We start from the raw sequence: 13,766 nt of genomic DNA, 5'->3' as shown, positions 1-13,766 counted from the left end.
CAACGACCCGTCGGGTAGTCCGCTCGGCCGGCGGTGGTTAACCCGGCTTTGTGTCTTTTTGTGTCATTTTGGCTACAAAGCCAAGCGAAAGCACCGCTCTCCCACACATCATCTTTACAGTGTTTCAAGCGGGTTGCATGTCGCGAACATAATCTTTCGAGTTACCCATTTTGGGTAGTTCGACCGAATACCAGGGGCGCCCGACCGGATCGCACAATGCGGCCGCGCGGGCTCTTCTCAAAGGGGGATCCCGACATGACGACTGCATCTTCGCTTTCGCGCGCCCGCCTGCTTGCCGGTGCTGCCTTGTTCGCCGCGGTCGCCATGCCCGCCCAAGCTCAGGATGTCGGCCCTGCAGCCACCGCCCCGGCCCCGGCCCCGGCGGCGCAGGACACGCAGGGCGACGCCGACACGATCGTCGTGACGGGATCGATCCTGCGCGGCGGCGACACGGGCGTTTCGCCGGTGACGACGCTGACGTCGGCGAACCTGGACGCGCGCGGCATCAACACGGTGCAGGACGCGATCCAGCAGCTGTCGTCGAACAACGGCGCGGCGCTCACCAACTCGTTCACCGCCAACGGCGCGTTCGCGGCCGGCGCGTCCGCCGTGTCGCTGCGCGGCCTGTCGACCAGTTCGACACTGGTGCTGTTCGACGGCCTGCGTGCCGCTTACTATCCGCTGGCCGATGACGGATCGCGCAACTTCGTCGATCTGAACACCATTCCAGACGACATCGTCGACCGGATCGAGGTGCTGCGCGACGGCGCGTCGGCAAGCTACGGCGCGGACGCCATCGCAGGCGTCGTCAACGTGATCACCAAGCGCAAGTTCGAGGGCGTTTCGGGCCGCGCGGAAGCCGGTATTGCGGAGCGCGGGTTCGGTGCGAACCAGCGCGTGACGCTGACCGCCGGCACCGGCGACCTGGATGAGAAGGGCTACAACGCCTATGTTAGCGGCTTCTATTTCCGCAGCAGCGCCGTCCGCAACGACGACCTGCCGGCACCGTTCAACTCGGACGATCGCCGTGGCATCGGTGGCCCCAACAACATCATCAACGGTCAGAATGCGGCCGGCGCGCTCGGGCCGTTCAGCCTAGGCAGCACGCTGTATGTCCGCCCCGGCACGACCGGCCGCTACCAAATCCTGAACGCGGGCGCCGGTTGCGCCGCCGGTCCTGCGGTGACGCCGAACGCCGCCGAACTGGCCGCCAACGCGACGCTGCCGGTCAGCAACGTCTGCCAGGAGGATTTCACCAACCAGTACGGCGTGGTGTCGCCCAAGATCGAGCGTTTCGGCGGATCCGCGCGCTTCACCGCGAAGGTCGGCGACAATGCCGAGGCGTATCTGGCAGTCAATTTCCAGCAGACCAGTTCGTCCTACACCGGTGATCCGGCTGTCATCCGCGGCAATGCCCCGGCCGGCATCCTGTATCCGCAGTTTTCGACCTCGTCGGGTGCGGCGAACTTCGCGGCCGGGTCGGGCATCCTGACGCTGCCGGTCTATGTCTGCGCCGGGCGCGTGAACTGCACCGCGGCCAACGGGACGCTCAACCCGAACAACCCGTTCGCTGCGAACGGCCAGACGGCGCAGCTGGTGGGGCGCAGCCCGACCGGTGTGACGCGCAACGAGACCCGCAGCCGCGTGTACCGCGGCGCGATGGGGATCACCGGTACCGCGTTCGGCGACTGGGACTACAAGGTCGATGCGACCGCGATGCACACCGACCTGGCACGCCGCCAGAACGGTTATGTCTACATTCAGCATCTGCTCGACGTGATCGCCGACGGGACGTACAACTTCGTCAACCCGTCGCTGAATTCGGCAGCGGTCAACGACTATCTGACCCCGGAGAACGTCTCCAACGCGTCGTCCGATTTGTACCAGGCGCAGGCAACCGTTTCCAAGACGCTGTTCGACCTGCCCGGCGGTCCGCTCCAGCTCGGTGTCGGTGGCTCGATCTTCTACGAAGCGATCGATGCACCGAGCGCGAACCCGGACACCAACGGCCCGACGCAGCGTTATTTCTCGCTGAACGCGTTCGGCACCGAAGGAAACCGGACCGTGAGTTCGGCCTTCTTCGAAATCAACGCGCCGGTGATCGACCAGATCGAACTGAGCGCATCGGGGCGCTACGACAGCTACTCGACCGGCCAGAGCAACTTCTCGCCCAAGGCGGGCATCCTGTTGAAGCCGATCCGTCAGGTGACCCTGCGCGGCACCTATTCGCGCGGTTTCCGCATCCCGAGCTTCGCCGAGGCGAACGCCCTGCCGACCACGGGTTACGTGACGCAGCAGATCTCGGGCATTCCGAACGCGTTCCTTGCTCAGTACGGCGCGAATTGCAGCCAGCAGAACCAGGCGGGTTGCCCGACCTATCTGACGACCTACTCGATCGGCAACACGACGCTGGCGTCGCCGGACCTGAAGCCGGAGAAGTCGCGCAGCTTCACGGGCGGTATCGTCTTCCAGCCGATCAGCCAGATCTCGCTGACGGTCGACTACTTCAACATCAAGAAGACCGGCGCGATCACGTCGGCGTCGACCGCCCCGGCGATCGCGGCCTATTATGCCGGCACAACCATTCCGGACGGGTTCAACGTCATCGCCGACGCGGCCGACGTCAACAACCCGAACGCGCGTCCGCGCATCGGCTTCGTCCAGTCGCAGCTGATCAATTCGGACACGCTGAATTCGGAAGGCATCGATTTCGGCGCGACCGGCCGGTTCGACCTCGGTCCGGTACGCTGGACGACCAATCTGGCCGCGAGCTGGCTGCTGAACCTGAGTACGACGTTCCCGGACGGCACCAAGGAGAAGTATGTCGGCACGCTCGGCAACTTCAACCTGACCGCCGGCAGCGGCACGTTCGAGTGGAAGGGCAACTGGACCAACACGTTCGAGTTCGACAAGGTCGCGATCAGCGGCACGCTGAACTACACCGACGGTTACGATCTGTCGGCGATGGATCAGGGCGATGCGTACAAGGATTGCGGCCAGTCGCCGGGCTACACCGGGTGCCACGTCAAGAGCTATGTCACGTTCGACCTGAACGCGGCCGTCAACGTGACGGACAAGGTGCAGGTCTATTTCAACGCGCTGAACCTGTTCGATCGCCTGCCGGCGATCGATCCGGTCACCTACGGCGCCTATCTGTACAACGCCGTGCAGGCCGGCAACGGCATCTACGGTCGCAGCTTCCGCGCCGGCGCGAAGTTCGGCTTCTAGTCCCAGGCCACAGGCAAAAAGGGCCGCCTCCCCGATCGGGGAGGCGGCCCTTTTTGTGTCTGGGGGTGGGGCGTCGGGCGCGGTGCCGCGTCTTTGCACGGCTCGCAGACCAGAGGAGCCAGCGTCCCGGCGGAGGGCTGCCGCCCTCCGCATCTGTCCCATCCTGTGCAGTCAAATCGAGTGGACCGGCAGCGCTGCCGGTCGCGCGGTTACATCCTGTAGGAGACGCGCAGGTAGCCGAACTGGCCGGGCACGTCGTAGGTCGTCGGATCGTAGTTCGGGCCGGTGCAGGTGGTGCAGGCCGGCGGATCCTGGTTGAAGACGTTGCGGACGCCGACCGTGAAGTCGTATTTTCGGTCGAGGAAGGCAGGCGACAGGGTCAGCTGGACGTCGCCGTAGAAGGTATTCTTCAGCCAGGCACCGGTGTTTTCGGTGACGTGGTTGATGTAGCGGCCGGTGAACGACGCCTCAATATCGGCGATGCTCCAGCTGACCACGCCGGTGCCCTTATATTTGGGGTAGGACTGGTCGGGCGATCCGCGGGTGGTGCCGCGGTAGCTGATCGCGCTGAACCCGGTCGAGGTCGGCGTCGTCTCGGTATACTTCATCAGGTGGTTGCCGTTGAGCGACAGGCCGAAGATGCCGGCCGCGGTCTGCGGCGAGCGATAGCTGAGCGTGAGATCGATGCCGCGCGTACGGATCTGCCCGATATTCTGGAGCAGGCCGACGATGCTGGAAATGCGCCCGCTGCTGCTGCGGATGACGTTCGAGCAGCTGAGCGCGTCGCCGGCTTCGCTGCAGCGCGCGAGCGTCACCTGCGGGTTGGTCGAGGCGATCGCGCCGGACACCTTGATGTCGTAATAGTTGGCCTCCAGCGCGAACTGGCTGGCGAAGCCGCTGTCGCGCAGGAAGGCGGGGCTGAGTACGCCGCCGAACAACCGGGTCTTCGAGGTTTCGGGGGCGAGGTCGCGGTTGCCGCCGGTCGTCACGCCAAGCTGCCCAGTCGGTTCCTGGTAGCTGCCGTTGGTCGGTACGCCGTTGGCCGCGCAGTTGGCGCGCACCGTGTCGGACGCCTGGTAGCGCGAGCCCGGGATGTTGCTGCACGGATCGGGGATGCCGATGTCAGACCGCGACTGCGCACCGAACAACTCGCCGATGCTGGGGGCGCGGAACCCCTCCGCAAACGAAGCGCGGAACAGCAGGTCGGAGATCGGCTTCCATAGCCCGGTGGCGGTGTAGGTCGTGTTGCTGCCGCTGGTCGAATAGTTGACGTGGCGGACCGCGCCCGATGCCTCCAGCGAGTTGAAGAACGGCACGTCCTTCAGGAGCGGGATGCGGATTTCGCCGTAGAATTCGTCCGAGTTGAACGAACCGCTGGCCGCCTGCGCCGGAATATCCGCGCCGAAGCCCGCCTGGATCAGCGGATCGGGCGTGAACGACCCCTTCTGGTAGCGATGTTCGTAGCCGACCGCGATGCCGACCGCGCCGGCGGGCAGGTCGAACAGCTCACCGGTCAGATTGGCGGTGTAGTCGCGCAGTTCCTGGCTGCTGCGCGCGCGTTCGGTGAAGCCGACGAAGGCAAGCATCGCCGGGGTGATCGAGCCCGCGCCGCCGAAGATGTTGAACGGCACGCATTCGCCGGTGCAAAGCGCCACCGGGCCGAGCGCCTGGGCGAGGCGTTGCGTGTTGATGTTGCCTGTGAACACCTGCTTGGCGTCGTTGAAGCCCTGCACCGCGTTCACGTCCCAATAGAAAGTCCGTTCCCCGAGCTGGAACTTGCCGTCGAGCGTGGCGGTGACTGACATCGTGTCGACGCGCTGATTGTAGGTGCGCTGCCCCGCCTCGACCAGGCGGCGGCCGACGAGAGCATAGTTCGCCGGCGGCTGGCCCGCGCCGCCCGCCGACAGCGTGACGCCGAACGGGTTGAACGGGTTGGTCGCGTCGATCGAGATGCGGTCGGTCAGCGTGCCGGTACCGGCGTCGGGTCCGACGTTCAGCGGCAGGAAGGCGGCCTGGTTCTGCGAATTGCGGTGGTTGTAGATCGCCCGGACGCGCAGGTTGATGTCGGAGCCCAGCTCCTGCTTGAAGTTGACGAACGCGCCGTAGCGTTCGGACGGCGTCAGGAAGTAGTTGAACGGCGCGAAGTTGAAGCGGTCCGCGGTTGTGAACGCGCGGAAATCGCCGCCCGCGAGCGTCGGATCATATACGCCGCGTGTGGTGAGGCCGTTCTGGCGCACGGTGAGCGTGCCGCCCTGCGGACGCACCGCATTGCCCTGGTTGAACACGATGCGGCCGCCAAGTGCCGCGCCAGAGCAGCCGCCGCGCGGGTCTTCGCACGTCGTCTGGCCGGGGTTGGGAAATTGCGAGATGGCGCGGTCGCTGGTGCGGACGCTGCCTTCCTTCACATAGCTGCCGCCGAAGACGAGCGAGGTGGTCGGCCCCTTCACGCCGTAGCTGATGTCGCCATTGTAGGAATCGCCGTCGCCCGCGCGGAACGTGCCGAACTGGCCGGACATGCGCAGGCCTTGCTGGCTGTTCTTGGTGATGATGTTGACGACGCCGGCGATGGCGTCCGATCCGTAGAGCGGCGACTGGCCGGATTGCAGGACCTCGATCCGCTCGATCGAGCTGTTGGGGATGGTGTTCAGATCGACGGTGCCGGGGATGCCGCTGGCCGACGCGCCGTTGACGTAGCGCAGGCCGTCGACCAGCACGAGTGTGCGTTTGGAAAGCAGATAGCGCAGGTCGATTTCGGACGAGCCGGCGCCGACGCCGCCGCCGTCTTGCGGGTTGCCGATGTTGCCGGAATTATTGACCTTCGTGTTGAGGCCGCCGGCCGCGCTGGGCAGGCGCTGGAGAATGTCCGCGACGGAGGTGAGGCCGGTCTGAGCCAGCGCCGCGCTGTCGAGCGTGACGACGGGGGAGCGCTGTTCCAGCGGGTTCTGCCGGATGCGGGAGCCGGTGACGATAATATCGTCGGGCGTGTCCGCGGCCTCGTTGGTCGATGCGCTGGCGGACGCGGCCGGGCCGACATCGACGGCCTGCGCATGGGCGGCACCCGCGAGCAGCATGGCGGGAAGGCATATGCCCGAGCGAAGGAAGGTTCGGTTCAGCGTCATCGTCAGGCCCCCTGATTGATCCGAGCCGCAAGGTTCGGGAAAACAGGGTGCACCGCAATAGTCCGCCATCATTCGGCAATAGTTTGGCAACGAAGTTTCAATGAGTGTTACAATGCTGCAACATGTTGAAATGGGTGAGGCCAGCTCAGTAGGGCGCAGCGTTTCGGTGTTGGCGTCGGGGCGAGGGGCTTGCGGGGATCGAGACCGTCTGACTGCGAGACCGTCATGGTTTTGACGTTGACGCAGTGCAGCATAAAACTTTACAGGCCGCGCTGCTAATATGCCAAGCTGATCCGGCGCAGCCTTAGCGCTGGAGGCATCGCGTGATGACGACCATGACTTTTGCAGATCTCGAACTGGCGCCATCCCTGCTACAGGCGCTGGCGGAGGAGGGCTATGTAAGCCCGACGCCGATCCAGGCGCAGTCGATCCCGATGCTGTTGCAGGGCCGTGACATGCTCGGCATGGCGCAGACGGGCACGGGCAAGACCGCGGCGTTCGCGCTGCCGCTGCTGCACCGGCTTGCCGCCAACCCACGCTCGGCACCGCGTGGCGGGGCGCGCATCCTGGTCCTGGCGCCGACGCGCGAACTGGTGTTGCAGATCGCCGCCGGCTTCGAGAGTTTCGGTCGCCACGCGTCGCTGAGCGTCACGACGATCTTCGGTGGGGTGAGCCAGTTCCATCAGGTGAAGGCCCTCGAGGCCGGCGTCGACATCATCGTGGCGGCGCCCGGGCGGCTGCTCGACCTCGTCGATCAGGGGCTGTGCGACCTGTCCGCGCTCGAGGCGCTGGTGCTGGACGAGGCGGACCAGATGCTCGACATGGGCTTTGCCAAGCCGATCGAGCGGATCGTCGCGACGCTGCCGAGCGATCGCCATACGCTGCTGTTTTCAGCGACGATGCCGAAGTCCATCGCGACGCTGGCGCAGAGCCTGCTGCGTGATCCGGCGAAGGTCGAGATCGCGCCGCCGTCGACGACCGTCGAGCGGATCGAGCAGTCGGTGATGTTCCTCGATGCGGCGGACAAGAAGACCGCGCTGCTGGCGCTGCTGCGGACGCCGGAGATGGGCCAGGCGGTCGTGTTCACGTTGCAGAAGAACATCGCGAACGAAGTGTGCGCGTTCATCAGCGAAGGGGGGATCACCGCCGAGGCGCTGCACGGCAACAAGTCGCAGGGGCAGCGGGAACGCGCGCTGGATGCGTTCCGCGCGGGCACCGTGCAGGTGCTGGTAGCGACCGATATCGCGGCGCGCGGGATCGACGTCGACACGGTGACGCATGTGTTCAACCACGACCTGCCGAGCCTGCCGGAAAGCTATGTCCACCGGATCGGCCGCACCGGTCGTGCGGGGCGCAGCGGTTATGCGGTCACGCTGTGCGATGCCGAGCAGCGCGCCTGGCTGCATGATGTGGAGCGCGAGATCGGGCTCGCGCTGACGGTGCGCGACGATCATCCGTGGCATTGCGAGGTTGCGCGTCATTCGACGAAGCGGGCGCCCGTGCTGGGCGGCGGGCCGGTCAAGCAGGTCAAGCCGCAGAAGGACCGTGAGCGCAAGATCTGGACCGAGGCAGAGAAGCTGGCCGCGCGAATGGCGGCACGAGCCGCCTGAACGGATTGCCGAACGGCGGCAGCTTGCAAAATGTCAGGTAAAGGATCGGGCTGAGGTGGTCGGGACCACCTCAGCCCGATCCTGTTTGTTACCAGGTGCCCACGACGTCCGGGGTCATCACGGGCATGTCGGCGACCCACATGGCGGCATGCGCCGTCTCGTCGGCACCAAAGGCCGCGACCGACGGCGTACCGAACAGGACGTCCGATGCGGTGACGGCGTTCTCACCGGTCACCTCGACGCGCAGATCGATCGATCCGTTGCCACCCAGATCGAAGTCGACAAACGTGTTGCCGCCGCCCGACGTGATCTGGAAGCTGTCGGCGGCGTTCGTGTAGAGCCCCTGGGCGTCGATCTTGTCGACGTTCGTTTCGAAGTCGGTGATGACATCCGAAGCGGCGACGGTCGAGTCACCGGCCAGGATGAACCGGAACATGTCCGCGCCGCCGCCGCCGGTCAGCGTATCGCTGCCGAGGCCGCCCTGCAGTACGTCGTTGCCGAGGTTGCCGAACAGCTGGTCGTCGCCGCGGCCGCCATAGACGAGATCGTCGCCTTGGCCGCCGTAGAGCGTGTCGTTGCCGACATTGCCGTACAGCACGTCGTTGTCCTGGTTGCCGTAAAGGATGTCGTCGCCGTCATCGCCCTGCAGCGTGTCCGCACCGATGTTGCCGTACAGGACATCGTCGCCGAGGTTGCCGAACAGTGTGTCGTTGCCGTCACCGCCGGTCAGCGAGTCATTGCCCTGACCGCCGTAAAGCGTGTCGTTGCCGGCATCGCCCGAAAGCGTGTCGTCGCCCTGATTGCCGAACAGCGTGTCGTCACCGAGGTTGCCGAACAGCGTGTCGTTGCCCAGACCCGCGGTCAGCAGGTCGTTGCCCTGGCCGCCGTAGAGCGTATCGGCCCCGTCGCCGCCGTTCAGGATGTCGTCACCCTGGTTGCCGAACAGGGTGTCGTCACCCAGGCCGCCGATCAGGGTGTCGACACCCATGCCGCCGGTCAGCAGGTCGTTCCCCTCGCCGCCGGTGAGCAGGTCGTTCCCGTTGCTGCCGGTGATCGTGTCGTTTCCGCCGCGACCGTCGAAGGTAATGCCGGTCTGGCCGTCATCGGCGTAGGACAGCACGCTGAAGACGTTCGCGTTGTCGTCGCCCGCGATCGACGACCGGCTGCCACCGTCGGCCGCCGCAACGACGTTCTCGACGCCCGAAAGCGCGAAGAAAGAGTTGGCCGAATAGGCAGTACCTGCGGCCAGATCGACCTGGAATCCGTTGTCGAGGCCGAGCGTATCGACGCCGTCGCCGCCCGAGATCGCCCCGGTCGTCTTGGTGGCGGCGATGCCCGATGCGAAGATGTAGTCGTCGCCCGAACCGCTGTTGACGGTCCGGTTTCCGGACAGATAGATTTCCGTGTTGTCGCTGCCGACGACGTCGAGCTGCAGCTGGGCGCCTTCGCTGCCCGTGAACAGTTCGACATAGCTGCCCGCGCGGACAATGATCTGCTCGATGCCGTTGAGCGCGTAGCGCTGCGTTCCGACGAACACGCCGAGCGCTTCGCCGTCATCGGTATCGACCGCGCCGATCGTGGTCGGTGCAATACCGCTCAGGTCGAGGAGGTCGTTACCCTCGCCGCCGATGATGCTGCCGGTGCCGAGATCGTCACCGCTGTCATCCACGATGCTGAAGCGGAACACGTCGTCGCCTTCGCCGCCGTCGAGGATGTCAGCGCCAAGGCTGCCGTTGAAGAAATCGTTGCCGGCGTAGCCGTTGATCGTGTCCGAACCGTCGGTGCCGTTCAGGACGTCGTCGTCATCGGTCCCGTCGATGACGTCGTTCGTATATGCAGAATTCGCCATGATACCTCTCCCGCCACCGCATCTGCGGCCAGCTTACCGCGTCGTTTAGACGAAAGTCTCAAAACGCAAAGGTTAAGTCTTTGCAAAAAAGCGACACACTTTTTTTCGTTTGGCGGGTCGTAGGGTTTCAACAAAGATCTTGCCGCTAGGGAATAGAAGGTTCGCGACGTCGGATGCGCGACGGGTAGTGCCGACGGACTAGAGGGCCAGGTATAAGATACTTTGCGGAATTGGCGGCGATCGCGCCTCCCGTCGATGGTCACCGTAGGGCGACATGCCATAGATCGATCGCGGGAGCCGAACCCCGATCGTTACGCCCAAGCTTTCCCGATCGGGTCGACCCGGTGGTCGAAAGCGTCGCGGCGTGATGCGTGGGGCATACAAACCGGGTGAGGCGCGTTGATCGACCCGTGAGCGCGGCAGGAACATCGCGCGCCCATGTCGTGCTCATTTCAGAGCCGCTGCGATGGTCACCTGCGGACGTCGCCGACGCACTCGAACACTGCAGTCTCGCGCATTTCCTGGCGGACCCGGACCGGTCCGCCGCCTGACCAAGGAGCATCATCATGCCCAGAGTTTCGATCACGAACGATTATGCGGAGCGCGACGCGAGCATTGCAATCAACAGCTATACGACCGTGCTGCGCAGACCGCGCGTGCCGCATGAGGTGTTCGCGACCTATTGGCGCGATGTCCATGGCCCGCTGTGTTCGCGGATCCCGGGGCTTGGCTGGTACGTCCAGACCCATCTGACTCGCGAACAGGACGCGCATCTGTGGCCGGCGATCGGCGGCATCACGCCATTCGACGATTACGAACTGGATGGCGGAGTCGAGATCGGCTTCGCATCCGCAGCGAATCAGGAGGTCTTTAACGCGGCGAGCCACATCCTGTTCGCCGACGAGCAGAACATGTTCGCGGCGACCGTTGCCTATGCGCTGCCCAACGGGTCGCGGACGCTGGTCGACCGGATGGCTGATCCGATCCCGAACGGCCACGACGGGTTCGACCGGATGCACGTCCATTTCGGCGCGGCGGGGCGCGATGCGGCGGCGTTCGGCGCGTACATGGCGGAGTTCGCCGGGACGCTGGCCGCGGACCCTGCGGTGCTGAAGCTGCGGCTGCACGTACCGGACCTGTACGACAATGCCGACCCTGCGCCGCCCGCGCCGAACGTCAACCATCTGGTGCCGGACGAACGCGCGCTGATCGCGGTGATCGAGTTCGCGTTCGAGACGCCGCTGACGCGTCGCGCGTTCTTCGAGTCCGAGGCGTTCCTGGCGATGCAGGCCGGGCAGGCGGCGCACATCGCGCATGCCTCCGCCTTCGCAGTGAGTGGCATTTACACATATGTGCGCGACGGTCAGCTGACCACCGCGGGATTGCGTGGCAGCCGTCAGGCGCAGTTGATCGAGCAGCTGGGTGCGAACAATCAGCTCGCGGACGATGTTCGGCAGCTGATCTACACGGGCTCGCTCGCGTAAAACGAACGGCCGCGGGGGTGGCCAGGAGAAATCATGGCCACCCCCGTTGTTTGACTATGACCGTCTGGGCTTAAGCCGCGGCGGCGGGGTTCATCGCCATTGCCCGGCGTTCGGAGGCGGCATCGAGCCGGCGGTAGGTGGCCAGTGCCTGGCCCACGACCTGATCCATATTATAGTATCGGTAAGTCGCGAGGCGGCCGACGAAGCTGACGTTGCGTTCTGCGAGCGCCAGCGCTTCGTAACGCTTGAACAGCGCCTGGTTCTCATCGCGCGGGATCGGGTAGTAGGGATCGCCCGTCGCGCTGGGATATTCGGTGGTCAGGCTGGTACGTAACGCGGTCTGGCCGGTCAGGTGCTTATATTCGGTGACGCGCGTGTAGGGCACGTCCTCGTCCGGATAATTCACGACAGCGACCGGTTGATGCCATTCGGTGTCCTCCGTTCGATGCTCGAAGCGCAGCGACCGATAGGGCAGCGCGCCGTAGCGATGACTGAAATATTCGTCGATCGGACCGGTGAAAACCAGATGATCGTGCGGATATACGTCGCGCACCGCGGTGTAGTCGACGTCCAGCAGCACGTCGATATTGGGGTGATCGAGCATCCGTTCGAACATGGCGGTGTAACCGGCGGCGGGCATCGCCTGGAACCGATCGGTGAAGTATCGATCGTCCGTGTCGCTCCGGGTCGGCACGCGTGCGGTGACCGACTTGTCGAGTTCCGATGGGTCCATGCCCCATTGCTTGCGCGTGTAGCCGCGGAAGAAGGTTTCGTAGAGTTCGCGACCAACCTTCGATACGACGACGTCGGCAGAGGTGCGGATCGGATCGACCGGCTCGGCGCGCGAGGCGAGGAACGCATCGACATCGGCGTCCGTGTGTAGATCGAGATCGTACAGCATGTTGAGCGTCGTGCGGTTGATCGGCATCGGGACCTGCTGCGCCCCAACCTGGGCCAGCACGCGGTGCTCGTAGGGTCGCCAATCCGTGAACTGCGACAGATAGTCGACGATCTCGGTCGAGTTGGTGTGAAAGATGTGCGGGCCATATTGGTGAATCAGGATGCCGGCCGCATCGAGATGATCGAACGCGTTACCGGCAATGTGGGGACGGCGGTCGACCACCAGCACGCGCTTGCCGCCGTCGTTGGCCAGCCGCTCGGCCATGACCGCGCCGGCGAAACCGGCCCCGACGACCATGACGTCGTAGCGTTCATGCGCCGCGGGCCAGCTGGTCGGTGAAACAACCGCCTCATGCTTGTCGCGCAGCACGATTGCCTTATCGATGAGCGCATCCATCGCGAGCGCGGTGCCGTTCCACGATCCGGTGGCGAGTTGCGCATCGGCGGCGTCACGCCAGCCGGTGCCCTGTTGCCGCAACGTCATCGCGCGATCGCAGGCCGCGACGAACGCATCCGCGGTGTCGGCGATCCCGACGGCATCGAGCGTGCCATATTGCCGCACGACGTCGGTGATCGGCGTCGACACGACCGGGCAGCCCGCAGCGAGATACTCGGGGGTCTTGGTCGGGCTGATGAAGCGCGTCGCCTCGTTCATCGCGAACGGCATCAGCGCGACGTCCCAGCCGGCCAGATAGTCGGGCAGCTCGGCATAAGACTTGCTGCCGAGATAATGGATGTTCGCGCGGCGCGGCAGATCGGCCTCGTCGATCTTCACCACCGGGCCGACGACGACGAAGGACCAATTCGGCTGCGCATCGGCGATTGCGGCGAGCAGGCCGACGTCCATCCGTTCGTCGATGACGCCGACGAAGCCGAGGCGCGGGCCAGGGATGTCGGCCTGATCGGCAGGCTGCGTCGTGCTCGCGCGCGCCTTGCCGAAGTGGGCGGCATCGATGCTGGACGGAAAGGCATGGACGTTGGAGTGGCGGTCGCGCTTGCTCGCGTACAGGCTGGCACCGCCGGCGAAGACGACGTCGGCACGCTCGATCAGCGTCTGTTCACGCGCGAGCAGGTCGGCCGGTGCGTCCCGGAAGGCGGAGAGTTCGTCCATGCAGTCATAGACGATGCAGTCGGCGGGCACATGGTCCGAGAAGGACAGCATCATCGGTGTGTAGTACCACCGAACGAGTGGGCCGGGGGTGTCGGCGACGACCGCGTCGAGCAGGGTCGCGAGTACGGTGTCTTCACGCCCGCGATCCGCCTCGCTCAGCATCGGAGTGAACACCTCGACCCCGCCCTCGGCCGCGTGGCGGCGCAGCGTCGCAGCATCGGCACCGACCTGATATTCCGGTTCTTCCCAGAACAGCACGCGCCGCGTGGCGGCAAAGCGGGTCATCAGATGTTGCGGTCGCTGAAACACAAATGCCCAGCGAAGATGACTGAAGCAAATCAAGGTCGATTGATCGGTTTCCGGCCGAAGGTTCGACGATCTGCGACCATCCGAGGAAACTGTGCCGAGCATGCTAATCCCTTTTTGATTATAGATAGAATGAACGGCACCTAATAGTGTTAGTTC

At 64.9% G+C, this 13,766-nt stretch carries 6 protein-coding genes; 3 read left to right on the top strand and 3 right to left on the bottom strand.

What is annotated here, in order from left to right:
- Positions 1-255: 255 nt before the first annotated feature.
- Positions 256-3,228: a TonB-dependent receptor domain-containing protein gene (locus IEX50_RS07120; protein ID WP_157175003.1), complete on the top strand. Its 2,973-nt coding sequence runs from the start codon at positions 256-258 to the stop codon at positions 3,226-3,228.
- 209 nt (positions 3,229-3,437) lie between these two features.
- Here IEX50_RS07120 and IEX50_RS07115 read toward each other — a convergent pair whose 3' ends face one another.
- Entirely contained in the window at positions 3,438-6,347 is a 2,910-nt protein-coding gene (locus IEX50_RS07115; protein ID WP_157175004.1) for a TonB-dependent receptor domain-containing protein, read from the bottom strand.
- Between the two features lie 326 nt (positions 6,348-6,673).
- Here IEX50_RS07115 and IEX50_RS07110 point away from each other — a divergent pair, with 326 nt between their 5' ends.
- A complete protein-coding gene (locus IEX50_RS07110) occupies positions 6,674-7,957 on the top strand; it encodes a DEAD/DEAH box helicase (protein WP_157175005.1) in 1,284 nt (427 codons plus the stop codon).
- An 88-nt stretch (positions 7,958-8,045) separates the two neighbouring features.
- Here the strand turns inward: IEX50_RS07110 and IEX50_RS07105 are convergent, their stop codons facing one another.
- Positions 8,046-9,806 (bottom strand): calcium-binding protein, encoded by a 1,761-nt coding sequence (locus IEX50_RS07105; RefSeq protein ID WP_184075043.1) that lies wholly within the window; start codon positions 9,804-9,806, stop codon positions 8,046-8,048.
- A gap of 566 nt (positions 9,807-10,372) precedes the next feature.
- Between IEX50_RS07105 and IEX50_RS07100 the strand changes: the two genes are divergently transcribed.
- Positions 10,373-11,290 (top strand): EthD domain-containing protein, encoded by a 918-nt coding sequence (locus IEX50_RS07100; RefSeq protein ID WP_157175007.1) that lies wholly within the window; start codon positions 10,373-10,375, stop codon positions 11,288-11,290.
- A 70-nt stretch (positions 11,291-11,360) separates the two neighbouring features.
- Here the strand turns inward: IEX50_RS07100 and glf are convergent, their stop codons facing one another.
- Entirely contained in the window at positions 11,361-13,586 is a 2,226-nt protein-coding gene (gene glf, locus IEX50_RS07095) for a UDP-galactopyranose mutase (RefSeq protein ID WP_157175008.1), read from the bottom strand.
- Between the last annotated feature and the right edge of the window lie 180 nt (positions 13,587-13,766).

The sequence above is a fragment of the Sphingomonas prati genome, from assembly GCF_014643515.1.
GTDB classification, from domain to species: Bacteria; Pseudomonadota; Alphaproteobacteria; order Sphingomonadales; family Sphingomonadaceae; genus Sphingomonas_R; species Sphingomonas_R prati.
Note: the sequence above shows the minus strand (reverse complement) of the source record. Positions and strands in the feature narration are given on the sequence as shown.

Excerpts from the sequence above, each read along its gene's own strand:
- IEX50_RS07120 (WP_157175003.1), top strand. The coding sequence starts at position 256 with ATGACGACTGCATCTTCGCTTTCGCGCGCCCGCCTGCTTGCCGGTGCT.
- IEX50_RS07115 (WP_157175004.1), bottom strand. The coding sequence starts at position 6,347 with ATGACGCTGAACCGAACCTTCCTTCGCTCGGGCATATGCCTTCCCGCC.
- IEX50_RS07110 (WP_157175005.1), top strand. The coding sequence starts at position 6,674 with ATGACGACCATGACTTTTGCAGATCTCGAACTGGCGCCATCCCTGCTA.
- IEX50_RS07105 (WP_184075043.1), bottom strand. The coding sequence starts at position 9,806 with ATGGCGAATTCTGCATATACGAACGACGTCATCGACGGGACCGATGAC.
- IEX50_RS07100 (WP_157175007.1), top strand. The coding sequence starts at position 10,373 with ATGCCCAGAGTTTCGATCACGAACGATTATGCGGAGCGCGACGCGAGC.
- glf (WP_157175008.1), bottom strand. The coding sequence starts at position 13,586 with ATGACCCGCTTTGCCGCCACGCGGCGCGTGCTGTTCTGGGAAGAACCG.